Below are 21,156 nucleotides of genomic sequence, written 5' to 3' on the forward strand. Positions count from 1 at the left end.
GAAATAAAGTCCCCATCTACTGTAGCTTTCCTACAGATTAAATTCGCAGACTAAAAATAGCAACTACACAAATGTGCAGCTTAAAACGGATATGTAAGAAGAAAGCCAGGGGATTTTGAGCAGCGTTTGCAGTAGCTCTTCTACCATGCAGCCATCTTGCCTTCCATGAAATGCGGCCTCATACCAAAGAAGCATCTCACCGTCTCCCGCGACAGCACCACCGAATATACCGCCTGCTCCGAACTTCGCAGACAGCAAAGCCTCTCTGAGAGAAATCATGTCCATCGCTTTCATCCAATTCGTTCAGGATTTCCTCTATCTCTTCACTTTCCTGGGGTGTCAGGCTTTCGGCTTCGGAACCATTATCTTCACTGCCGGGGAACATATCGGAATAGGTACACTGGTCAACAAAGTCATACGGCTCGTCATGTTCCAGAATGTACGCATACTGCCAATCCCACAATTTCTGAAAGGCGGCGTTGACGGCTTCCCGGTTATTCCCCGTATCCGGCATGAAAGCAAGGAAACTTCCATAGGTATGATAGGCAAGGTTCTCCTGGCTTGTCTTTGCGGTTTCCCATGACTTTCCATTGGCAGATTTCAGCGGCGCAAAGCAACAATAGGTGAGTTCGTAAATCAGCCTGTCAAAATCGGAAAGTTCTTCAAAGGGTATCTTCCCATCCCTCTCCGGGATTGTTGCGTCATAGACAAGCTGGGTCACGCCCTTGATGTTCATGATGTTGCTCCATGTAGGGTCAGTGGCGATAAAGGAAACGCTGTCAAGGAGTTCCTGGTAAACTTCCTGCGCTTCTGCGTTCCCGGCTTCGCCGCCCGTGCCGCCGTTCAGAATGACGCTCCCGCTGTCTCCGCCGTCCTGCGCTTCCGTTGCATTAGCCGCTGTCGGAAAGAGCATGGCGGCGACAAGGGCAAGCACAACAATGGGTTTTCTAATATTTCTTCTTTTCATAATTTTTTCCTTTCCCGTCCTCACCGTGAGTACGAATCAAGTGGATTATATCATATTATATGCTATATATGTAACGTGTAATATAACATTTATTATTTTTTAAGTTGTCGTAAAAAGCAGACTTTTTTCATATGCTATAGATGGAGGTGAGATAGCATATGAACCGAGCGCACAGTGAAGAATACAGGAAACTGGGACTGAACATCGCATACTACCGAAAAGAGCGGGGACTTTCCCAAATCCAGTTGGCAGACCGTATTGATATCAGCCGTACCCATATGTCGCGGATTGAAAATAATGACTGCGCTGTTTCCCTTGACGTGATTTTCAGCATTGCAAAGACCCTGGAAGTCCCGATAGACAAGCTGTTTGAGTTCCGCTAGGTCTTATTCTGCCCATTCTTCCCCGCACTCGAAGCATAGATAACAGTGACCAAGCAATCCCATTTCCTCGTCAATCCCCACCAGGCCGTCCTGATAATCGCTAAGGTCTTCTTCGTTAAGGGGTTCTCCGTCCCCAAAATAAGTCTCTGTCAGCTCCTGCTTCAATGTTTCCGGATTCTTGAAAAGGTTCCCCCTTTGGAAACTGACGATAGCGTCTATGAATCCAATCAGGTGAAACCATCTCTCGTTTGCCGTCATGTAAAAGTCCCCGGATTGTTCATACTGTTTCAGGCGATATTTGCGTTCCATATGATTCGCAAAGTTTTTGTCGGATTTGAGCAGTATATATAATCCCGCATGGGCATACTCAAAGGAACTGTAGGCGTATTTTTTAAGGTCATTGTATAATTCCGGTTTCATAGGCGTTTCCTTTCTTTTTATCACCTTTTTCATCTAATCTGCTTTCTGAAGTCTGGGCAAAATACATAGCCTGTTGTATCGCAATTATGAACTTTTGATTTTCCTTGTTCAGTTTTTTAAATTTCAGAATAAAGTCATTCATATCTTCTTTGTCCATATGTATCCTTTCTTTTGCATATGCTTTCTATGTGAGTAGAATATCATAACTATATAAGTATGTCAAGATTTAGTTCTATTATATACACTTGCATTGTAAGTAAAAATATGATACTGTAAGTTACATAGGAAAGGGGAGAAATCCAGTGTCAATAAATCATAGAATAAAACAGGTACGCCAAGTGTTAAACCTGTCCCAAGCTAAATTTGCGAAAGAAATATCAATTTCTAATGGATATATTGCCGGAATCGAACTGGAAAAACGCAACGTAAATGACCGTTTAATACGTCTTGTTTGCATTACTTTCCATGTCAGGGAAAATTGGCTAAGAACAGGAGACGGCTCCATGTTCGAAGAAGAATCAGACCCATTCGTTGAATTGGCTTTTGCCACATTTAAAAGGCTGAAGCCGGAATACCAAAAATATATTCTTAATCAAATTGAGCAACTTCTGGAAATTCAGAATAAAGAAGAATGAATAATAAAACAGAGGGATTAATTCCATCTATCTGTACAATACCGATTGCATAATTCCATGCCTGTATTTGTACATACATCAGGAAATCCCTCTTACAAGATTACCAGTATAGTAAACATTTGTTCATTCTGCAAGGGCATGTTCTAACCAACCGCACATTTCCGTATCCGTTATCTTCACCCCGTCCTTAAAGATAGCCACCTGCCGGAAACTTACAGTGTTATCATATACATAAACCTCGTCACATAACTGTATGGCTGTTTTCAGATTTTGCAATGAACTCTCATACCTTTTTCGTATATCCTTTTCCTCAATTCCATGACCGCCGACCCTTACCCTGTCAGCGACCCTTGCCACAGCCAAATCCGCGCTTTCCAGTCCCACATAGTACATTCTTATGGTAAATCCCAGGTTCTTCGCTTTTCGGATATTATTGATAATACTGCTTCCTGTCAATGTGGTTTCCTGATTGAAAGAAATGCCCTCCTGCAAATATGTTTTTATCCTTTTTACCGCTTCTTTCATGGCATTAGACTGGTCACGCAAATTCTTCCAGTCCCCCTTGCTCTCTCTTAGGATTTCATCAGAATTGATTCTTTTCTGGTCTCGGGGCAATATGGTTCCCAGATTGTAAAATGTAGATTTTCCCGCTCCATTTACTCCCGCAATCAGGGTATAGACTTTTTTCATCAGTATATCCCCTTTGCAATCAGTTCTTTCTGCCTTTTCTGGAAAAAGAACTCATGCGCCATTTTATAAAACTCATACTCCTCTTTGTCCTCAATCTCCAAACCGGCCTCTATGATTCCCACCGTGGGGGAAAATACCTCTTTGCAGATTTCATATGCTCTGTGGACTTCATCTATTTTTTTCCTTTCTTCCATTTTGCTTTCCCTTTCCTGTTTGTTTATAATGGCTTCCTTTTAAAACTTGTGTACACGCTGTATAAGGCACTTTTACGGCTCTGTATGGGCAATATGGTAATCTTCTACTCCTGTCATTGGTAAAAACGTGTACACGCTGAATACGCACTGTTTTAATAACCCGATTTTAAGTAAATTTTTCTGCTTCACTTTCTAACAGATGACGCACTGTTTTTCTTAATTCATCAATCATATGAAGCGCAGTATTTATATTCCCTTTTTCCACGTTATTCTCTATCAACTCCAATTTGTCAAAAATAATCCACCCAAGTTCCCTTAAAAGCCGTTTTATCTCTATTCTCATTTCCTGCTCATTAAGTATACTTCGTTTCACCTCCATCCCACTATAAGGAAATTCTTTATCATCACATGGAAAGGAACTTTTCCAACAATCATATTCATTATTGCTTATTTCATGATTTTCCAATTCTTTTCGTTTTTCATACCATTTTTTGAAACATTCTGCAAGAATTTCGTCTTGAGAAATAATGCCATAAAATGGGGTTTCTTTCACCTCAAATGGGGAAATTCCATAATCTTCTTCTAATTCAAACAAAATATGTATAACATCTTCATATGTTTTTATTTTTCGGTCATATAACGCAGAAACATTGATTCCAAGGCAGTCAGCAATTCCAGATAATTTTTCATCAGACGGTTGTCTTATTCCAAGTTCATAATTTCTGATAGCCGTATCATTCACACCACATGCGTTGCCCATTTCTTTCACAGAAATATTCTTCATAAGACGCATTTTTCGCATCTTCATTCCTGCGGAATGTTTGTCTTTATCCAAGTTTTTTTCTACCCTATCAAAAAATGCCATGCCTGACTCCTTATAGGTTTTCTATTATTATACCTCTTATACATGGGAAAATCAAATGAGATAAAAATATAATTTATACTTGACAACACGTTTGTGTGACATTATACTATACGAACATAAAGACACTGTTTGGAAATCCAGACAAATAAAAGAAAGAGAGGAACGCAACATGACTAAAAACACAGAAACTTCCAACTGTCTTACCCTGCGCGTAGAAGAATGTGCCGACTTACTGGGTATCTGCCGCTCTGCAGCATACAACCTTGTCCGGCAGGCAGAATCCTCAAAAGGAAAGCCCTTTCAGGTTATCCGTATCGGAAATTCCCTGCTGATTTCCAGAAAATCCTTTCAGGAATTTCTGGAAACAAACGGTTTAATGTAAGGGGGATAACATGGCTTCCATTCATACTAAAAAGCGGAAGAACTCCGTAAAATACTACATTGTCTATCGCATAACAGGCAGTGACGGAAAGAAACACCTGAAATGGTATCCCTGCAAAGATACGAATGAAGCACGGCTTCTTCTTGACGATGTGGCACAGGCAGAAAAAGAGGACAGGGAATATAAACCTCAAGAAAGTTCTGCCTACTCCAAAAAGGTAAAAGACTACAGCCAAATGTCCGTCAAAGACCTTGTACTGAAATATGCCAATGAATACGCCGAATGGGAAGCAAGAACCTACCATGCCAATATGGGACTGATTCGGAACTACATTATCCCCTTTATCGGGGACTGTCCCATTTTAGAAGTAGACACTCCGTTCCTCATGGAATATTATGCCGACCTGCAAACGAAAAAGGCCGTACCCGGAAACCACCTTTCCGAACCGGGATATATCAGCGCAAGGACTATCAGGGATATTAACAAAATATTATCTCCCGCTTTCCGCTATGCGATATTTTTGCGGTTAATCCCCTCTAATCCCGTATCCGGCCTGAAGCTTCCGAAGATAGAGAAAAATCCCCGGAAGCGTTGGTCAGAGGAAGATTTCATAAGGGCGATTACCGTTTGCCAGGACAGAGACTTAAAACTTATGATGTGTCTTATGGTGAATTGCACATTGCGGTCAGGAGAACTTTTTGGACTTACATGGGATTGTATATCCCTGAAAAAATCTCCTGATGATTCAGAGCCGTCCATTGTCCATATCAAAAAGGAACTGGCCAGACTGAATAAGTCCGCAATCGAAGCAACAAAAACAAAAATATACCTGACATTCCCCAATATGAAGTTAAATGCGGAAACGGTAGAGGTGCTGAAAAAACCAAAAACACAGCAGAGTATTCGTTCTGTTTTCCTGTCCCCCCAGGTTCGCGACCTGCTGATTGAACACAAAGCGGTTCAGACGCAATGGAAACAGGAAATCGGCAGTGCCTATCAGGACTTTGACCTTGTTCTGGCACAGGAGAACGGACGGCCTTATACCCATGGCATGGTGAGTAAGAAATTTAAGCGGTTTTGCAAAGAGAACAATTTTCCAGAAGTTGATTTCTATAGTCTGCGTCATACCGGGGCAACTGCAAAATACCGCATTTCCAAAAACATAAAGGCCGTACAGCGGGATATGGGTGATAAGAGCAGTAATGTTCTCCTGGAACACTATCTTGATGCAGTGGACGAGGACAGACAGGAAAGCACTATCACCATGGGAAACAATATTTTTTCCAAACTAGACAAAAGCGCACAGGATAATGAATCATGAATTTTTCCTGCTGTATAGGTGCATATGGTACATATAATTCCTATGCTATTCTCCTGTTTTTAGCGTTTTTTAGCGGATACTCAACCATATGCGCCTGTTTCATAAAGAATGTTAGCGGATTTTTATCTCTGCCCATGCTAAACGGAAAAACCGCCTGTTAGCGGATTTCCTGTCCGGTTATGGCAGTAAAACATTACATTCAAGGAAAAAGAAAATAGCCAAACACCTTGTAAATCAAGGGCTTGACTACTCTCTCGAACGTTTCTGAGCGGATTCGAACCGCTGGCCTTCCGCTTAGGAGGCGGACGCTCTATCCTGCTGAGCTACAGAAACTTATTACAAAATAAACCAAATACTTAACGGAAAGGCACACACCCGGCAAAACGCTTAGAAAGCGGTCGCTCTATCCATCTGAGCTACGAGGACTTGTGTGAAATCTTCCCTCCCGACGCTCACACACAGCTTTCGGGAAAATTGATGCTCCCCTGCAGCCAGATGACTCCTTTGAACCTTCTGCCAATCTGGGGCTCACCGTATATATCTATTATATTAATAGAAACGTCAAATGTCAACTCATTACAGCAAATTGTTAAAATATAAATTTTTTCTTCCGTTATCTGGTTGATGGCCGTCCGCATTCCCACGATTTCCCCCAGTACGGAATACTGGTCGCACTCCACCCCATAGGGCATGAAATACGTGTCCACCAGGCTGAACACATCCTCTTTCTGAATCCGCCTGGATATGGCAGTGTACATATCCATGTCCTCCAGAGTCAGCGTCTCGATGGCTTCCTCGTCTCCTTTTCTGGCCGCCGCCATGAGAGAGCTCCTTGTGGCAGAAGCCTGCTTTACCCGTTCCACCTGCTGCTCATCCTTTTTGATGGGCAGCATAATAGTCCCGCTGACGGACAAGGCGGACAGAGTCAGGGAGGTTCCTTTCACAGGCAGCAAATCCTCCGCCATTGCCTTGACATAAGGGATTTTGTTTTTTAGATAAAATATAAGCGACATTCCGACTTTAATGTCATCACACACGCCTGCGAATGATTCCTTGTCCGCATGCCTCTCCACCGATACATCCTCATAGGAGGTAATGCCGCTGCCATCCAGATACGGAAAATAGTATTCATAGGTGAAGCGCTCATCTTCATCAAATTCCCCGCACACCGCAATTCCCAGACCCTTGGCGAAATCCTTGCAGAATTCCCCCAGAATCTGATTTTCCTGATTTCTGGTGACAGCGCGCCTGTCGGCGTTTATGATGGTTTCTGTCAGAAGCTCTTGCAGCCTTTTGCGGCTTTCCAGTTTGCTGAAGCCAACCGCTCGCATATATTTATGCAAAAATCTCACCTTCTTCCGTCTTGTGATGGATGCTGTCTCATCCGTTGGGCAGAATCTTCTCCTTGCCGCCCATGTACGGCCGCAGCGCCACAGGGATATCGATGCTGCCGTCCTCATTTACATTGTTCTCCAAAAATGCAATCAATCCTCTGGGAGATGCCAGCACCGTATTATTTAAAGTATGCACATAGTAAGTACCATTTTCCCCTTTGGTGCGGATACCGAGCCTCCTGGCCTGGGCGTCCCCCAAAGTGGAACAGGAACCTACTTCAAAATATTTCTGCTGTCTGGGGCTCCAGGCCTCCACATCGCAGGACTTCACTTTCAAATCCGCCAAATCCCCGCTGCAGCACTCCAGTGTCCGCACAGGAATATCCAGGCTGCGGAAAAATTCCACAGTATAGGTCCACATCTTATTGTACCAATCCATGGACTCTTCAGGCTTGCAGAGCACCACCATTTCCTGCTTTTCGAACTGGTGTACGCGGTACACGCCTCTCTCCTCTATTCCATGGGAACCCACTTCTTTTCTGAAACAGGGAGAATAAGAAGTCATCGTGACCGGCAGACTGTTCTCATTGACAATCTGACCCTTGAACTTACCGATCATGGAATGCTCGGAAGTCCCAATCAGGAACAAATCCTCTCCCTCAATCTTATACATCATGGCCTCCATCTCAGCGAAGCTCATGACGCCGTTCACCACACTGCTGCGAATCATGAATGGAGGGATACAATAGGTAAAGCCTTTGTCAATCATGAAATCTCTGGCGTAACTAATCATAGCCGAATGGATTCTCGCCGCGTCTCCGCAGAGATAATAGAATCCGTTTCCGCTGGTACGCCCGGCCGCATCCTTGTCCAGACCATTGATGCGGTTCATGATATCCGCATGATAAGGCACTTCAAAATCCGGCACCACCGGCTCACCGTATTTCTGAATTTCCACATTTTCGCTGTCATCCTTACCGATGGGAACCGATGGGTCTATGATGTTGGGGATGACCATCATAATCTTCGTAATCTTTTCCTGAAGCTGAGGCTCCAGTTCTTCCAGTTCCGCCAGTCTCTTGGCACCTACTGCCACCTCCGCTTTCTTTTGCTGTGCTTCCTCTTTTTTGCCCTGAGCCATCAGCGCGCCGATTTCCTTGGAAATCTTATTCTTGGCAGCGCGGAGGTTGTCCCCCTCCTGCTTGGCCTTTCTGCTCTCCGCGTCCAGCGCAATCACTTCATCCACCAGACTCAGTTTCTCGTCCTGAAATTTCTTCCTGATGTTCTCCTTTACGATATCGGGATTCTCCCGCAGAAATTTAATGTCAATCATATCTCCTCCAACCTTTCTGTCTGGAAACCACTCTGTGGTTCCTTAGTTTGCCTTTCCTTTTGCGATAGCCAGAGCCTCTGTTTCCTCTGCGCTTAATGAGATACTATTGTCTCCATTCCTGATTTCCTTGGAATAAGAATAGCATCCCTCCGTGCTGTGGACGGAATTGATGATAAATCCATTGTCATTCTCGTCCAGCAGCGCCAGGCTGTAGCTCAGCTGCCCGCCCATCTGATTAAAAGCGTCATACCGCACCAATCCCATTTTCTGGTACATGGTCTGCATGCGCCTGAATATGGTGTCGATATCATTCCTGTCCTTTTCCTCCGATTTCCGCAGGAACTTATTGTCCTCAAACAGCTTCAGGATATCCTGCTCCAGCGACGCTCCGTCTTTTCCAAGCAGGAACTGGTCAATCCTTTTCTTCAGTTTATTTACCTTGAAAATCTGCACTATCAAAAGTATCAGCAGAATCAATATCAGAACCGCCAGGACCAGTATCCCTAGTGCCAGATACTCCGAATCAATGGAACCCAGTCCGATCTGATTTAAAAATGCACTGCATCCTATCGTATTCATATGTCTCCTTTAGTATATTATACTGCTTAAGTTAAAATTTCCGAGTAATCTGACTGCATAACGCCAGCCATATGCGTTTAACCATATAATATGGTAAATTCTGGCGTTATGTAGTATAGTGATTTCCTATCATGTCTAACAGTCTGTCCAAATCCTCATGATTATAGAATTCGATTTCTATTTTCCCAGAACCTTCCCCTTTGGAAGTCACTGTCACCTTTGTGCTCAGTCTCTGCTTCAGCCTGTCCTCAATATCCTGATAAATCACCTGCATTGTATTATCGTCCGGCTTCTTCTTAGCCTTTTCAGGCTTATGGAGATTCTTCACCATTTTCTCCACATCCCGCACGCTGAGCTTCTCATCAAATATTTTCTGGGCCAGCTCGAACTGCTCTTCCGGATTTTCTACGGAAAGCAGCGCCCTTGCGTGCCCGGTACTTATCATATCGTCGATGACCATTTGCTGCACCCTGTCGCTGAGCTTCAGCAGACGGATGGAGTTCGTAACTGCCGTGCGGCTCTTTGACACACGCTCCGCCACCTCGTCCTGCTTCAGATTGAACTCTGTAAGCAGCCTCTTATAAGCCTGAGCCTCTTCAATGGGATTCAAGTCCTCTCTCTGAATATTTTCAATCAGGGAGATTTCCATGATTTCCTGCTCGGAATAGTCCCGTATGATGACAGGCACTTCTTTCAGACCTGCCAGTTTGGCCGCCCGCCATCTCCGCTCACCGGCTATGATTTCATAGTGGTCTTTTCTGTCCTGAACCAGGATGGGTTGTATCAGTCCCACTTGTTTGATGGAATCGGACAATTCCTGCAGGGCATCCTCATCAAAAGTCTTCCGGGGCTGTTTCCGGTTCGGTTCCACTGCGGTAATCTTCACAAGGGTCTCCCGCGAGCCGTCTGCCGAAGAATTACCTGAATCCTGAACTGTCTCAGCCGTTTCTTTTTTTGCTTTTGCTTCTCCTACCGCATCCGGTATTAATAAGTCAAGGCCTTTGCCCAGTCCTCTTGTTTTTCCCGCCATACTGCTCCTTTCTCTCCACCTGTGATGCTCTCAAATCAGTCATGCATTGCTGATTACTTCATCGGCCAGCTGCATATAAGCCTCAGCGCCTGCCGACTTTGCGTCATACAGGTTGATGGGCATTCCATGACTGGGTGCCTCAGCCAGACGGATATTCCTTGGAATCAGAGTATTGTATATCTTCTGATGCAGATTCTCTTTCACATTCTCTACCACTTGATTGGACAGATTCGTCCGGGAATCATACATCGTGAATACGGTTCCTTCCATCTCAAGGTCAGGATTCAATCTCTCCTTTACCAGATTGATGGTATGAATCAACTGGCTCAATCCCTCCAGCGCATAGTACTCGCATTGGATAGGAACCAATACGCTGTCCGCTGTGGTCATGGCATTGATGGTCAGCATATTCAGAGATGGCGGGCAGTCTATGATGATGAAATCATATTCTTCCTTAATATAATCTACTTCTTTTTTTAATATGTATTCCTTTTTGTCAATGCCTATCAGTTCGATTTCGGCGGCTGCGAGGTTTACATTAGAAGGGAGTACCGAAACATTGTCCACAACCTTTTTTATGATGCAGTCACTGATGGAACATTCGCCGAGAATCAGTTCATATATTGTATTCTCCAAATTGTTCTTATCTATGCCGAAGCCGCTGGTCGTATTTCCCTGTGGGTCAGTATCGATTATCAGTACTCTCTTGCCTTTTTCTGCCAAACATGCAGAAAGATTGATGGCAGTAGTAGTCTTCCCGACACCACCCTTTTGATTTGCTATCGCAATCGTTTTTCCCATGGCTGGTCTCCTTTCCTTGGACTCGCTTATTTATTATAGCACTAATCTATACTGATAGCTATATATAAGTTGAACAATATTTTTTCAAATAGGATTGATTTCTTTTAAATGTTTCACGTGAAACATTTATTTTACTATCCGCTGTTTGCTTCTGCTTACATTTTTACACTCAGTGCCCCCAGGGCGGCACTGATTTCAATATTCGAAGTTTATACTATATAACACCAGAATTCACCATACTGCATTGATCAAACGTATATGGCTAACATTATGCAGTCAGCTTACCAGAAAATATATCTTTACCATCACTGTCAAAAATTATCAGACATTTACTTCATCTGACATTCCGTTTTTCCCGCTGCTCGGTATTCCTCGGGGCTATGGAATTCAGGGCGCAGAGTCCTCTCCCTTATAATTCTATCTTACCTCCATATTTCAAAATGTTCTGAATCTTGTTGATATGTCCATAAGAAATGAGTCTTGTATATAAAAAACCTTCCAAAAGAGTACATTTCGCGAAAAAAGAATCTTCTTCAAAAAAGAGAACTCCCTTTTCGTAAAAATGTTTTCACCTCTTGTTCTGGAAATTTCAATAAATGTTTATGCATTTAATGCTGTACGAACTCTCATTAAGGAAAATCCTAATAAATTTTGTCCTTGCCACTTATTTGTATCAAATCGTCTCTCATCTTTCATAGAAAGGCCAATTCCCCATATTCTGTCCTGAACCGCACATTCTGCTAATATATGATTCTGCGTAGCCAAAAGGTTCTCTTTTAATTCTATATTCTGCCGAAATTTTTCAAGTAATCCCTGATAGACTATAAGCTGCCGCATACCATTCCATATTAAATCTTCATAGTTCATCACGGATCTTCCCAATGCTTTGATTTTTCCCACATTTTGAGTATGCAGGATTTGCTCCGCTATCTCCCTATCCTCGAAAAGCAATGCCTTTTGATACATCATATACTGTTCCATAGAAGAATACTGAATACCACCCATATAAAAATCCGAGAGATACCAATTGCTTAAATATCCATTCATTTCATCCGGGTTATGAAAACATATGATTTTTTTCATATAATCTTCCCTCTCAATCCTGACTTTTTATTACACATTATACTACATAGCGCAAGAATTTACTATACAGCATTGGTTAAACATATACGAAAACGTTATATAGTCTGGTCACTTGGAATTCCTAACTGTTAAGCAGTATAATGAACGCATATCTTCTCTTACTGGGTACATAATTTCAAATAGAAAGCAGAAAAACAAACCCACCTATCGCCTTACAAGGGTCAGCAAATAACAAAACACTGGACCTTATCTGTATTGCCAACTTCCATAATTTTCCTCAGACGTTTACAAATGAATCATCCCGCCAATGCCAGCCCTGTTTACCTTCGAACCCTGGATGTCTGATGTTTCACACCACAATCAATGTTCCACATATTTGTTACAATATCTTGCGTCGAAATGTTTCATGTGAAACATTATCTTGTACCCTAAAAAAGTTCAGCAAAATGTTTCACGTGAAACATTTTCATCATATTGCAGAATAGACTATCTACATCACTGCAGATTACCCAACTCTTTCCTCTTTGTAAAACGCAATACCAAATCATCGTCATTACAGCAGTTTGCATACAGCTCGCAAAGGGAATCCCGGTACCACAGACTCCGGAACCATCAGAAATAAAATTTCCGCGCGGCCTGACTGCATCAGCCAGCCTCATACATTTAACCAATGCAATATGATAATTTCGGCACTATGTAGTATAATCATTGTAGTACATTGTAGTACCATATGCACAGAAAAACAACTGAAAATAAGATGAATTCTGGGTAAAAATAATAGAAAAACAATCAATATAGCAGAATCGTATGTATAAAATAGCAAAAGTAAACTATCATTTTTTCTCCGCTTTCTTTAACATAGTAATCAGGAGAGATTACCAAATCGGAACACTCATCTATTGAAAGGAGAACATAAGTATGAAAAAACGTGTTATCGCATTACAGGTCTATTCTGTCCGTGATGCCGCTGAACAGGACTTCACGGGTACCATGCGCAAGGTAAAGGAAATGGGGTACGACGGCGTGGAGCTGGCCGGAACCTATGGCATGACCGCTGTAGAAGCCAAGAAAATCCTGGACGAAACCGGTCTGGAACTGGTCTCCGCCCATGTCCCTATCGATCAGCTGGAGGACGACAAGATTCTGGACGATTATGCTGCCACAGGCATGAAGTATATCGCTATTCCCTGGCTCACCGGCCCTAAGAATCAGGAGGAACTGGACGCAGTCATCGCGCGCATCCGTAAAATAGGCGAGCGCTGCAAGGCCCGCGGGATGCAGCTGTTATATCACAATCATGACTTTGAATTTGAAAAAATCAATGACAGATATATCCTGGATGCCTACTATGCGGAAGTTCCCTCTGACCTGCTTCAGACAGAACTGGATGTGTGCTGGGTCAATGTAGGCGGCGAGAAGCCTCCTGTATACATCCGCAAGTATAGCGGCAGAGCCCCTATTGTCCATCTGAAAGATTTCACAGGCCAGAAGTCTGAAAATATGTACGGCCTGATTGGCACGGATGAGAAGAAAGAAGAGGCCTCCAGCAAATTTGAATTCCGCCCTGTAGGCTACGGACTGCAGGACATTCCCTCCGTCATCGATGCCGCTGACGATGCCGGAAGCTCATGGTTCGTAGTGGAGCAGGACAGCCCCAGCATGGGCCGCACTTCCATGGAATGTGCCGAGATGAGCATCCGTTACCTGAGATCCTTTCTGTAAAGAAAATCATCATCATATAAAAATTGAAAAGGAGAGCATGCCATGAGCGAAAACATTCTGGACCGTTTTGAAAACATCTATGACGAGGAGCCCGAAATCGATGCCAGCGTGAAAGTAAAAGTAGGCATCATCGGCACCGGCTGGATTGCGGAGGAGCATGTGAGATGCTACAAGCAAATGCCCGATGTGGAAATCGTAGCCGCCGCTGACCTGGTTCCCGGCAAGGCCGAGAAGTTCTGCAAGACCAATAAGCTGGAGGGCGTCCGCTGCTATGAAAGCGGACACGCCATGCTGGAGGCAGAGGAACTGGATGCCGTCAGTATCTGCACCTATAACTGTCAGCACGCTCCCTGCGCCATCGACGCATTGGAGCACGGTGTCCATGTCATGCTGGAGAAGCCCTTTACCGTTACCGTGGACGAAGCCGTGGAAGTCATGCGCGCCGAGAAGAAGAGCGGCAAAATCCTCACCATCGGCTTCCAGCCCAGAATGAGCGCCAACATGAAGCGCATCAAGCAAATCGTAGATTCCGGCGAGCTGGGCAAGATTTACTATATCCAGTCCGGCGGCGGCCGCAGGACCGGCATCCCTACCCCTTACGGCACCACATTCATCGACAAGGAGACCGGCGGCATCGGCGCCATGGGCGACATCGGCTGCTACTCTCTGGACATGCTGCTGAACGCCGTGGGCTATCCCAGGCCTTTGACCGTAACCGGCTATACTTCCGATTTCTTCGGCAAGGATCCCGCCACCTACCCCGGTCATCCGGAGTATGCCGATGTCTTCGGCGTGGATGATTTCGCCGCAGGTTTCGTCCGCTTAGAGGGCGGCATCATGCTGGACTTCCGCATTTCCTGGGCGATGCATATGGACACTGCAGGAGACGCGCTTATCCTGGGAACCAAAGGCGGACTGAAGATTCCCTCCACCGAGTGCTGGAACGGAGATTTCGACAAGCCTCTGAAGATTTACAAGACCATTGCCGGAAAGCCTACCTGCACCGAGATTCCCCTGGATCCCAGCGGCGACCTGTTCTACGAAAAGCTGCGCTCTTTCGTGACCGCAGTGAAGACCGGCGGCGGCGCTACCATTCCCTCCAGCCAGATTATCTACAATCAGGCCATTATCGACGGTATCGTCAAGTCCAATGCCGTCGGACATGAGATTGAGGTTGAGATTCCTGAAATCTGACTTCTTTAGACTATCAAATCAAAAACTGCCACAGGGAATTTCCCTGTGGCAGCTTCTTTTTATGCAAGCGCTTCTTCCACTTCCTGCCGCTTCGGAATGGACGCTGCCGCTCCTGCCCGGGATACGCTGATGGACGCCGCCATGGACGCCCTGCGCATGCATTCCTGCAATTCCATCCCCTGAGACAATGTAGTGAGGAAATATCCCGTAAAAGTATCTCCCGCCGCCGTGGTATCCACCGCGGACGAGGGATAAGCCTCCTGTCTGACTTTATTTTCCGGCGTATAACAGACAGCGCCCTCTTTCCCCAGCGTCACCACCATACTCAGAACAGGATATCTCTCATGGAGCAGCTGCCACGCGGCATCCGGGTCTTTCTGGCCGGAAATCTGCTCTGCCTCCACCTCGTTCACCAGCAGCCAGGAAATGGCGTCAAAATCCAGATTCAAAAGGGAAAACTCAAAGGGAGAGGGATTCAAGACTACTTTCATTCCCCTTTCTTTGGCCTCCGCCACCATCTCGGGAATACAGCTCACCTCATTCTGGAGCACCAGATAATCTCCCTGTTCGAACCGGGAGATGACCCTCTTTACCATTGCCGGCGTGATGGCACGATTGGAGCCTCCGAACAGCAATATACAGTTCTCTCCTCTCCTGTCCACCTGTATCATCGCGTTTCCCTGGATATCCTCCACAGTGACCAGACAGGAAATATCCACACCGCTTTCCGAAAGCTCCCGGGCCAGGCGCTCTCCCCCCGTCCCGATACAGCCTGCGTGATACACTTTCGCCCCTGCCTTTGCCAGGGCAACGGACTGGTTCAGGCCCTTTCCCCCGCAATTGACACATTGGGAAAGCGCACTCAATGTCTCTCCCGGCTGCACGAAATGCTCCACCTGATAGACATAGTCCAGATTCAGCGATCCAAAATTAAGTATCTTCATTCTGCTTACCTCACCGCTTTCTATCTCCATTTTCCGCTTCCTGCCTAGAATAAGGTCATTGTATCATGAGCACAGCAACGCTCATGGTATTGATGGCCATACGGCCGCTTTCTGCCGCGAATAAGGTCATTGTATCATACTTTTCAGATAAATGCGCCTGTTATTTGTAAAAATCACATTGCAAGTCCTCTGTTTTTCCAGTATACTGAACATTAATAAAAGATTTTAACAAAAAGCCCGAAAAAGAAAGGCAATCATATGGAAAAGAAAACCCAAAAGAAACAGCCCGACATCCTGCTGATCATGACGGATCAGATGCGGGGAGACTGTCTGGGAATCGCGGGACATCCCGATGTGAAGACTCCCTATCTGGACCATTTAGCGTCTAACGGTGTACGTTTCAGCAATGCCTACACCGCCTGTCCCAGCTGCATTCCCGCCCGCTGCGCTCTGCACACCGGCCTGGCTCCCGAGCACCACGGGCGGGTGGGCTATATGGACAGAGTGCCCTGGGATTATCCTGTGACCATAGCCGGAGAATTGTCAAAGGCAGGCTATTACACGCAATGCGTGGGAAAGATGCATGTCCATCCCTTAAGGAATCTGATGGGTTTCCATAATATAGATCTCCATGACGGCTATCTCCACGCCTACCGCGGCGCAAATGTACCCTACGCGGAAAACCAGAGAATCGCCGACGACTATTTCTACTGGCTGAAGTCCCAGATTGGCATCGACAGAGATGTCACGGACGAAGGGCTGGAGTGCAATTCCTTTACCGCAAGGCCCTGGATGTATGAAGAGAGGCTTCATCCCACCAACTGGGTCACGGACAGATCCATCGATTTTCTGCGCCGCCGGGACCGCTCGAAGCCTTTCTTCCTCATGGCCTCCTATCTCAGGCCTCATCCGCCCTTTGACGCGCCCCGGTACTTTTTCGACCTTTACCGGAATCAAAAGCTGACGCCGCCTGTCATCGGCGGCTGGGCGGATGAAGAACGCCTGCAGCGCCTCGGCAGGCGGACCGATGCCGACACCGGTTCCGTCGATCCTGAGCTGATGCGCCAGGCCCAGATTGGATATTACGCCTGCATCACCCATCTCGACAATCAGATCGGCCGGTTGGTGGATGCCCTGAAAGATGACAGTTCTTACGAAAATACCGTTATTTTATTTACGTCAGACCATGGAGAACTTCTGGGGGACCATCATACTTTCCGGAAGACGCGTCCTTATCAGGGAAGCATCCAAATCCCTCTGATTATCGCCAACGCGCCGGACATGGTTCCCGGCACGGTATGCGACCAGCTGGCGGAGCTGCGGGACATTCTCCCCACTTTGGTGGAACTGGGAGGAGGAGAAGCGCCTGAGGGAATCGACGGACTTTCCCTGCTCCATGACTGCGGGCGGGAATATCTCCACGGGGAGCACAGCGGCGGAGACCTGGGCAATCAATATATCGTCACAAAACAGGATAAATACTGCTGGTTCATGGAATCCGGAAAGGAACAGTATTTCCGGCTGGACACAGATCCTCAGGAAAAACATGACGCCATAACAGACCCTGACTGTCAGGAACGGATTTCCTGTTTACGTCAGATTCTTATCAGGGAATTGACAGGAAGAGAGGAAGGATATACTGACGGAAAACAGCTGATTGCCGGAAAAGAGCAGAAAAGCTGCCTGTCTTTTCTGCCGCCATACGAAAGGATATAAAGAACAAAAACACGGGCAGAACCGAAAATGGTTCTGCCCGAACCTTAAAACCTAACCTTAAACATTCCGCAAGGCTAAAATCGCCGCCTGCGTCCTGTCCGACACATTCAGCTTTCGGAATATATTGGAAAGATGGTTCTTCACTGTCCTTTCACTGATATGCAGAACAGAGGCAATCTCTTTATTGGACATCCCCTCTGTCACCCGGGCCAATATTTCCTTCTCACGGCCTGTCAATGCTTCCAATCCGTCTCCCGCCATATCCTCCGCTGCCGTCTCCAGAATCAGAATCCGAGGCACGGGAAATCTTTTTTCCAATTCTCCCTGCAGAGTCAACAGCATTTCAGCGCATTCCTTCCAGCTTCCTGCCTCTGCCAGCACATGTCCCTCTTCCCACATTACTTTTATGCCCAACCGGTTGCTCCTTATCTTACAATATCATCCTGCATTTTATCCACAATCTCTCTCAAAGATTTCGCTATGATGGCAAAATCTTGTCTGGCCTGCATGGGGCTTTTTTCGATAAATAAACTGCTTTTCTCGATTTTCCCGATTATTTCTTTCAATCTTTTCACGGAAGCATTCTGTTGTTTCTTTGCCGCATCTGCTCTGGAAGAAGAATCTTTCTTCTCATGGTTCAGGACAGTTTCCAGCTTCTCGATTCTCCCGTCTATGACAGCTTTTCTGGCACATAAACCACGATTCCGCTCCTCATGGGAGGATTTTTCTTCCTTTATCCTGTCTATTTCTTCCTTATACAGTATTTCCATTTTTCTGGGAGAAAAAACCTTTTTATCCTCCGGTTCCAGATTTTCAAAGACCCGCAGATATACTTCCGCCTCCCGGATACATCCGAGATGCTCCTGTATCTGCACCTCCATCTCCGCCGCTTCTCTGCGGAATTCATTCAGCATCTCAAATAAAGCGTTACGGTCTTCTGATTTCATAATATTTCCTGCCTTTCCAAAATTTCCCGGAAGTTCTCACAAAGGCTCCTTTGAGGGCAGACCGGCTTTCCTGGGATATTTTTCCGGCGTCTCTTTCTTCTTTTCTATGACGAACAGACTTCTGTGTATATCAGAATCCGGCAATGTAAATTCCGTCCTTTCCCTTATCCTGCCCCCCAGCAAAAAGATAGCTTTTTCCGCCTGCTCTATTTCCGAAACTGCCTTTTCCGATTTATAGGCTATGAACAACCCGCCTTTTTTTACAAAAGGAAGGCAATATTCCGATAAAGTAGAGAGATTGGCCACAGCCCTGGATACGCACAGATCGTAGGATTCCCTCCGTTTCCCGGGCTTTGCCAAATCCTCCGCCCTGCCATGTACCGTCTCCACACCCTGAAGCCCCAGTTCCTTTATGACCGCATCCAGGAATTGAATCCTCTTGTTCAGGGAATCCAGCAATGTTACCTTAAGGCCGGGAAAGGCGATTTTCAATGCAAGACCTGGAAAACCTGCACCCGTTCCCACATCTACGATACTATAATTCTGTCTTAAATCATATACTTTCGTCAGGGACAGACTGTCCACGAAATGCTTCTTTAAGACATCCTGATATTCCGTGATGGCTGTCAGGTTCACCCTGTCATTCCATTCCGCCAGCATCTCATAATACCTGAGAAACTGCTCCAATTGCCTCTCTGAAAGAACAATACCGAATGCCTCTAAATCTTTCTTAAAATCCCTTGTATCATATTGATTCATCCAACCACCCCTATCTCTGTTTTTTCATCCGTTTCCAGTCCTTCAGGAATGAAAAAGAGCGCTGCCAAAAAAGGAACCGTAATCATAAATGGTACCACATAACGAAACTGAACCGCAGGCCCCAACAACATCGTACCAAAATAAATCAATGGAAACAGACAGATAAATGCCTGTTTTTTCATATTTTTATACAACAGCCCTACCAGAATCATTAAAAATGACAGGATATACACAGCGGGCTTAAAAAGAACTGAAATAACAGGCCAATCATAAAATGCGTTATTGCTGACAATATCCTCCAGTCTTTCCTCCAGCCAGGGGAATTTTGATATATGCTGAATTCCTTCATAAGTATCCGAAGCTGATGAATTATTTGTAAAAATAGCTCCATGCCTGTTTCCTTCTATTCCCCACCCCTGCATTTCACAATAAGTCCTGTCATCCACAAACCAGAACCCCTCTGTCAGACATAAAAAAGCATCTATATATTCATTGGGATATTTTAGACCCAGCCTGAACCAATCTCTAAAGACCTGTCCCATATCCGGCTCCCATACCGCCGAAAAGCTCACTCCTGTACGGGAGGCATCCGCCAGAGCCGGCATATGCCTCTCCCAGGACTCTGCCGACACATATTTATCTACCAGCTTATAGGTCTCCGAATCCATATTATCTCCATGATAATATCCCACTCTGGCAAACTGCTGAATCAATACACTATATTTTTCTACAGAACTGCCGCGGATTTCTGTCCCCAGGCCAACCTGTATCCCCTCTTTCGCGGCTATGCCTCCCATCGTCATGACAGCACACAGTAAAAAAAGTCTTATCTTTTCCTTTCCCTTTGCAAAAATCAAACAGGACACGCCAAACGCCGCCATGGCATAGACAGCATTATATCGGAACATAGCCATCAATACCGCAGTGACCACCATAGGTATTTCCATCTGCCATTTACGGTTTGTATGATAAAAATTTCTATCCACCAGTAATACGGTAAATGTCAGAAACAATCCACTGAAAATGGCATCCTTGGTCCCTACCATCATAGATACGGAACAAAATGGAAATATTCCGTAAAACAGCACAGTTAGTATGACCGCCCACTTTCTTTTCATCATTTTATATATGACAGAACACGCATATGCCATAGACAAAGATACCAGCAGCATCTGGAACAAAGTGAACAGCCCCATACCTATCTCATTAGAACCGAAAATCCCTCCAATCTGTAAAAACAGCCATATCAGCCAGGTATGAATCAATGGCTGGTATGAATTGAACCATATCCAACCACTATAAGCCTCATTTACCTGCCTGTGAAAATCATAGGACATGACGATAGGATAATATGCCATCCACACCGGAATCCACATCAGAAAAATAACAGCAAAAGATATCCAGAAGACATCTCCCTGTTTCCATACATCTCCTTTCCGCTCCATAGATGAGGGAATTTTTTCTATGACATGAAACAGCATATCGCCAAAAGGAAATACCACTATTGCCAGACAGGCAGAACGGAATAAAATCAATACCTTTCCGCTTATTCCATAATCCGTCATTCCATGACTGTCCAATTGATAACCAAGTATCAGAGTCAATGAAAAGATGAAACTAATCACAAATGCGCAGATATAATGCTTTTTTGATTGTTCAGGACGGACTCTGTTCAGCAAAATATATACGGCTATCGCGAGAAACATTGACATGATACTATAATCAGAGTATATGGTTCCTGCCAGTTCCAGCAGATAACATACCCCGTAAGTTCCTGCCAAAGCCAGTGCTGTCAGAACAATCTGTCGTCTTTCCTTTATAATTTTCCTCATCTCATTTCCTCCTGAATTCACTGTC

Annotated in this window: 24 protein-coding genes and 1 tRNA gene; 7 read left to right on the forward strand and 18 right to left on the reverse strand. The window is 45.1% G+C overall.

Going from position 1 to position 21,156, the window contains the following annotated elements; genetic code table 11:
- Positions 1-196 precede the first annotated feature (196 nt).
- Positions 197-967 (reverse strand): hypothetical protein, encoded by a 771-nt coding sequence (locus NFS35_RS13375; RefSeq protein WP_251207624.1) that lies wholly within the window; start codon positions 965-967, stop codon positions 197-199.
- A 158-nt stretch (positions 968-1,125) separates the two neighbouring features.
- On the opposite strand from NFS35_RS13375, the gene NFS35_RS13380 reads away from it, so the two are divergent.
- The gene (locus NFS35_RS13380) at positions 1,126-1,350 is read left to right on the forward strand and encodes a helix-turn-helix transcriptional regulator (protein ID WP_251207625.1); all 225 of its coding nucleotides are present in this window, start codon (positions 1,126-1,128) and stop codon (positions 1,348-1,350) included.
- A gap of 3 nt (positions 1,351-1,353) precedes the next feature.
- On the opposite strand, the gene NFS35_RS13385 is transcribed toward NFS35_RS13380, so the two are convergent.
- Positions 1,354-1,770, reverse strand: coding sequence for a hypothetical protein (locus tag NFS35_RS13385; protein WP_251207626.1), 417 nt, complete (start codon positions 1,768-1,770; stop codon positions 1,354-1,356).
- On the reverse strand, positions 1,748-1,927 hold the full coding sequence (locus tag NFS35_RS13390) for a hypothetical protein (RefSeq protein ID WP_251207627.1): 180 nt from the start codon (positions 1,925-1,927) through the stop codon (positions 1,748-1,750). The genes NFS35_RS13385 and NFS35_RS13390 overlap by 23 nt, the downstream gene beginning before the upstream one ends.
- A gap of 145 nt (positions 1,928-2,072) precedes the next feature.
- On the opposite strand from NFS35_RS13390, the gene NFS35_RS13395 reads away from it, so the two are divergent.
- Positions 2,073-2,405 carry a helix-turn-helix domain-containing protein gene (locus NFS35_RS13395; protein WP_251207628.1) on the forward strand — a complete coding sequence of 111 codons (333 nt, stop codon included), beginning with the start codon at positions 2,073-2,075 and terminating at the stop codon, positions 2,403-2,405.
- 123 nt (positions 2,406-2,528) lie between these two features.
- On the opposite strand, the gene NFS35_RS13400 is transcribed toward NFS35_RS13395, so the two are convergent.
- From NFS35_RS13400 to NFS35_RS13410, 3 genes are all read right to left on the reverse strand, one after another.
- Positions 2,529-3,095, reverse strand: a complete 567-nt coding sequence (locus tag NFS35_RS13400) for an ATPase (protein WP_251207629.1) — start codon at positions 3,093-3,095, stop codon at positions 2,529-2,531.
- A complete protein-coding gene (locus tag NFS35_RS13405) occupies positions 3,095-3,289 on the reverse strand; it encodes a hypothetical protein (protein WP_251207630.1) in 195 nt (64 codons plus the stop codon). Before NFS35_RS13405 ends, NFS35_RS13400 begins: the two co-directional genes overlap by 1 nt.
- Positions 3,290-3,455: 166 nt before the next feature.
- Positions 3,456-4,154: a helix-turn-helix domain-containing protein gene (locus tag NFS35_RS13410; protein WP_251207631.1), complete on the reverse strand. Its 699-nt coding sequence runs from the start codon at positions 4,152-4,154 to the stop codon at positions 3,456-3,458.
- A 169-nt stretch (positions 4,155-4,323) separates the two neighbouring features.
- On the opposite strand from NFS35_RS13410, the gene NFS35_RS13415 reads away from it, so the two are divergent.
- Together NFS35_RS13415 and NFS35_RS13420 are read left to right on the forward strand one after the other, a co-directional pair.
- Complete coding sequence (locus NFS35_RS13415; RefSeq protein WP_251207632.1) at positions 4,324-4,536, forward strand: helix-turn-helix domain-containing protein; 213 nt, start codon at positions 4,324-4,326, stop codon at positions 4,534-4,536.
- Positions 4,537-4,546: 10 nt separating this feature from the next.
- Positions 4,547-5,857, forward strand: coding sequence for a site-specific integrase (locus NFS35_RS13420; protein WP_251207633.1), 1,311 nt, complete (start codon positions 4,547-4,549; stop codon positions 5,855-5,857).
- A gap of 259 nt (positions 5,858-6,116) precedes the next feature.
- Here NFS35_RS13420 and NFS35_RS13425 read toward each other — a convergent pair.
- The 7 genes from NFS35_RS13425 to NFS35_RS13455 form a co-directional block, all read right to left on the reverse strand.
- Positions 6,117-6,190: transfer RNA gene (locus tag NFS35_RS13425), tRNA-Arg, on the reverse strand.
- A 119-nt stretch (positions 6,191-6,309) separates the two neighbouring features.
- On the reverse strand, positions 6,310-7,209 hold the full coding sequence (locus NFS35_RS13430; protein ID WP_334303558.1) for a DUF3881 family protein: 900 nt from the start codon (positions 7,207-7,209) through the stop codon (positions 6,310-6,312).
- 28 nt (positions 7,210-7,237) lie between these two features.
- Positions 7,238-8,524, reverse strand: coding sequence for a serine--tRNA ligase (serS, locus tag NFS35_RS13435; protein WP_251207635.1), 1,287 nt, complete (start codon positions 8,522-8,524; stop codon positions 7,238-7,240).
- 42 nt (positions 8,525-8,566) lie between these two features.
- Entirely contained in the window at positions 8,567-9,103 is a 537-nt protein-coding gene (locus NFS35_RS13440) for a DUF4446 family protein (protein WP_251207636.1), read from the reverse strand.
- A gap of 106 nt (positions 9,104-9,209) precedes the next feature.
- The gene (locus NFS35_RS13445; RefSeq protein WP_251207637.1) at positions 9,210-10,133 is read right to left on the reverse strand and encodes a ParB/RepB/Spo0J family partition protein; all 924 of its coding nucleotides are present in this window, start codon (positions 10,131-10,133) and stop codon (positions 9,210-9,212) included.
- A gap of 39 nt (positions 10,134-10,172) precedes the next feature.
- Positions 10,173-10,934: a ParA family protein gene (locus NFS35_RS13450; RefSeq protein WP_251207638.1), complete on the reverse strand. Its 762-nt coding sequence runs from the start codon at positions 10,932-10,934 to the stop codon at positions 10,173-10,175.
- A gap of 600 nt (positions 10,935-11,534) precedes the next feature.
- The gene (locus NFS35_RS13455) at positions 11,535-12,017 is read right to left on the reverse strand and encodes an NADAR family protein (RefSeq protein WP_251207639.1); all 483 of its coding nucleotides are present in this window, start codon (positions 12,015-12,017) and stop codon (positions 11,535-11,537) included.
- Positions 12,018-12,935: 918 nt separating this feature from the next.
- Here NFS35_RS13455 and NFS35_RS13460 point away from each other — a divergent pair.
- Together NFS35_RS13460 and NFS35_RS13465 are read left to right on the forward strand one after the other, a co-directional pair.
- Entirely contained in the window at positions 12,936-13,739 is an 804-nt protein-coding gene (locus tag NFS35_RS13460; protein WP_251207640.1) for a sugar phosphate isomerase/epimerase family protein, read from the forward strand.
- A gap of 42 nt (positions 13,740-13,781) precedes the next feature.
- On the forward strand, positions 13,782-14,933 hold the full coding sequence (locus tag NFS35_RS13465; RefSeq protein WP_251207641.1) for a Gfo/Idh/MocA family protein: 1,152 nt from the start codon (positions 13,782-13,784) through the stop codon (positions 14,931-14,933).
- A gap of 59 nt (positions 14,934-14,992) precedes the next feature.
- Here the strand turns inward: NFS35_RS13465 and NFS35_RS13470 are convergent, their stop codons facing one another.
- Positions 14,993-15,907 carry a ribokinase gene (locus tag NFS35_RS13470; RefSeq protein ID WP_251207642.1) on the reverse strand — a complete coding sequence of 305 codons (915 nt, stop codon included), beginning with the start codon at positions 15,905-15,907 and terminating at the stop codon, positions 14,993-14,995.
- 228 nt (positions 15,908-16,135) lie between these two features.
- Between NFS35_RS13470 and NFS35_RS13475 the strand changes: the two genes are divergently transcribed.
- Positions 16,136-17,593: an arylsulfatase gene (locus NFS35_RS13475; protein ID WP_251207643.1), complete on the forward strand. Its 1,458-nt coding sequence runs from the start codon at positions 16,136-16,138 to the stop codon at positions 17,591-17,593.
- A gap of 57 nt (positions 17,594-17,650) precedes the next feature.
- On the opposite strand, the gene NFS35_RS29290 is transcribed toward NFS35_RS13475, so the two are convergent.
- From NFS35_RS29290 to NFS35_RS13495, 4 genes are read right to left on the reverse strand one after another with little or no spacing between them, the layout of a single operon-like run.
- Complete coding sequence (locus NFS35_RS29290; protein ID WP_330640205.1) at positions 17,651-18,007, reverse strand: response regulator transcription factor; 357 nt, start codon at positions 18,005-18,007, stop codon at positions 17,651-17,653.
- A gap of 11 nt (positions 18,008-18,018) precedes the next feature.
- Positions 18,019-18,540, reverse strand: a complete 522-nt coding sequence (locus NFS35_RS13485; RefSeq protein WP_251207644.1) for a hypothetical protein — start codon at positions 18,538-18,540, stop codon at positions 18,019-18,021.
- Between the two features lie 36 nt (positions 18,541-18,576).
- Positions 18,577-19,299 carry a 16S rRNA (guanine(527)-N(7))-methyltransferase RsmG gene (rsmG, locus tag NFS35_RS13490; protein WP_251207645.1) on the reverse strand — a complete coding sequence of 241 codons (723 nt, stop codon included), beginning with the start codon at positions 19,297-19,299 and terminating at the stop codon, positions 18,577-18,579.
- Positions 19,296-21,131, reverse strand: a complete 1,836-nt coding sequence (locus NFS35_RS13495; protein ID WP_330640206.1) for a DUF6020 family protein — start codon at positions 21,129-21,131, stop codon at positions 19,296-19,298. The genes rsmG and NFS35_RS13495 overlap by 4 nt, the downstream gene beginning before the upstream one ends.
- Positions 21,132-21,156 lie beyond the last annotated feature (25 nt).

The sequence above is a fragment of the Acetatifactor aquisgranensis genome (assembly GCF_943193215.1).
Taxonomy (GTDB): domain Bacteria; phylum Bacillota; class Clostridia; order Lachnospirales; family Lachnospiraceae; genus Acetatifactor; species Acetatifactor aquisgranensis.

What these genes read in the sequence shown, in the direction of transcription:
- NFS35_RS13450 (WP_251207638.1), bottom strand. Translation starts at nt 10,934, where the DNA reads ATGGGAAAAACGATTGCGATAGCAAATCAAAAGGGTGGTGTCGGGAAG.
- NFS35_RS13440 (WP_251207636.1), bottom strand. Translation starts at nt 9,103, where the DNA reads ATGAATACGATAGGATGCAGTGCATTTTTAAATCAGATCGGACTGGGT.
- NFS35_RS13460 (WP_251207640.1), top strand. Translation starts at nt 12,936, where the DNA reads ATGAAAAAACGTGTTATCGCATTACAGGTCTATTCTGTCCGTGATGCC.
- NFS35_RS13400 (WP_251207629.1), bottom strand. Translation starts at nt 3,095, where the DNA reads ATGAAAAAAGTCTATACCCTGATTGCGGGAGTAAATGGAGCGGGAAAA.
- NFS35_RS13405 (WP_251207630.1), bottom strand. Translation starts at nt 3,289, where the DNA reads ATGGAAGAAAGGAAAAAAATAGATGAAGTCCACAGAGCATATGAAATC.
- NFS35_RS13445 (WP_251207637.1), bottom strand. Translation starts at nt 10,133, where the DNA reads ATGGCGGGAAAAACAAGAGGACTGGGCAAAGGCCTTGACTTATTAATA.
- NFS35_RS13390 (WP_251207627.1), bottom strand. Translation starts at nt 1,927, where the DNA reads ATGGACAAAGAAGATATGAATGACTTTATTCTGAAATTTAAAAAACTG.
- rsmG (WP_251207645.1), bottom strand. Translation starts at nt 19,299, where the DNA reads ATGAATCAATATGATACAAGGGATTTTAAGAAAGATTTAGAGGCATTC.
- NFS35_RS13420 (WP_251207633.1), top strand. Translation starts at nt 4,547, where the DNA reads ATGGCTTCCATTCATACTAAAAAGCGGAAGAACTCCGTAAAATACTAC.
- NFS35_RS13375 (WP_251207624.1), bottom strand. Translation starts at nt 967, where the DNA reads ATGAAAAGAAGAAATATTAGAAAACCCATTGTTGTGCTTGCCCTTGTC.
- NFS35_RS13485 (WP_251207644.1), bottom strand. Translation starts at nt 18,540, where the DNA reads ATGAAATCAGAAGACCGTAACGCTTTATTTGAGATGCTGAATGAATTC.
- NFS35_RS13470 (WP_251207642.1), bottom strand. Translation starts at nt 15,907, where the DNA reads ATGGAGATAGAAAGCGGTGAGGTAAGCAGAATGAAGATACTTAATTTT.
- serS (WP_251207635.1), bottom strand. Translation starts at nt 8,524, where the DNA reads ATGATTGACATTAAATTTCTGCGGGAGAATCCCGATATCGTAAAGGAG.
- NFS35_RS13410 (WP_251207631.1), bottom strand. Translation starts at nt 4,154, where the DNA reads ATGGCATTTTTTGATAGGGTAGAAAAAAACTTGGATAAAGACAAACAT.
- NFS35_RS13465 (WP_251207641.1), top strand. Translation starts at nt 13,782, where the DNA reads ATGAGCGAAAACATTCTGGACCGTTTTGAAAACATCTATGACGAGGAG.
- NFS35_RS13495 (WP_330640206.1), bottom strand. Translation starts at nt 21,131, where the DNA reads ATGAGGAAAATTATAAAGGAAAGACGACAGATTGTTCTGACAGCACTG.
- NFS35_RS13475 (WP_251207643.1), top strand. Translation starts at nt 16,136, where the DNA reads ATGGAAAAGAAAACCCAAAAGAAACAGCCCGACATCCTGCTGATCATG.
- NFS35_RS13415 (WP_251207632.1), top strand. Translation starts at nt 4,324, where the DNA reads ATGACTAAAAACACAGAAACTTCCAACTGTCTTACCCTGCGCGTAGAA.
- NFS35_RS13455 (WP_251207639.1), bottom strand. Translation starts at nt 12,017, where the DNA reads ATGAAAAAAATCATATGTTTTCATAACCCGGATGAAATGAATGGATAT.
- NFS35_RS13380 (WP_251207625.1), top strand. Translation starts at nt 1,126, where the DNA reads ATGAACCGAGCGCACAGTGAAGAATACAGGAAACTGGGACTGAACATC.
- NFS35_RS13385 (WP_251207626.1), bottom strand. Translation starts at nt 1,770, where the DNA reads ATGAAACCGGAATTATACAATGACCTTAAAAAATACGCCTACAGTTCC.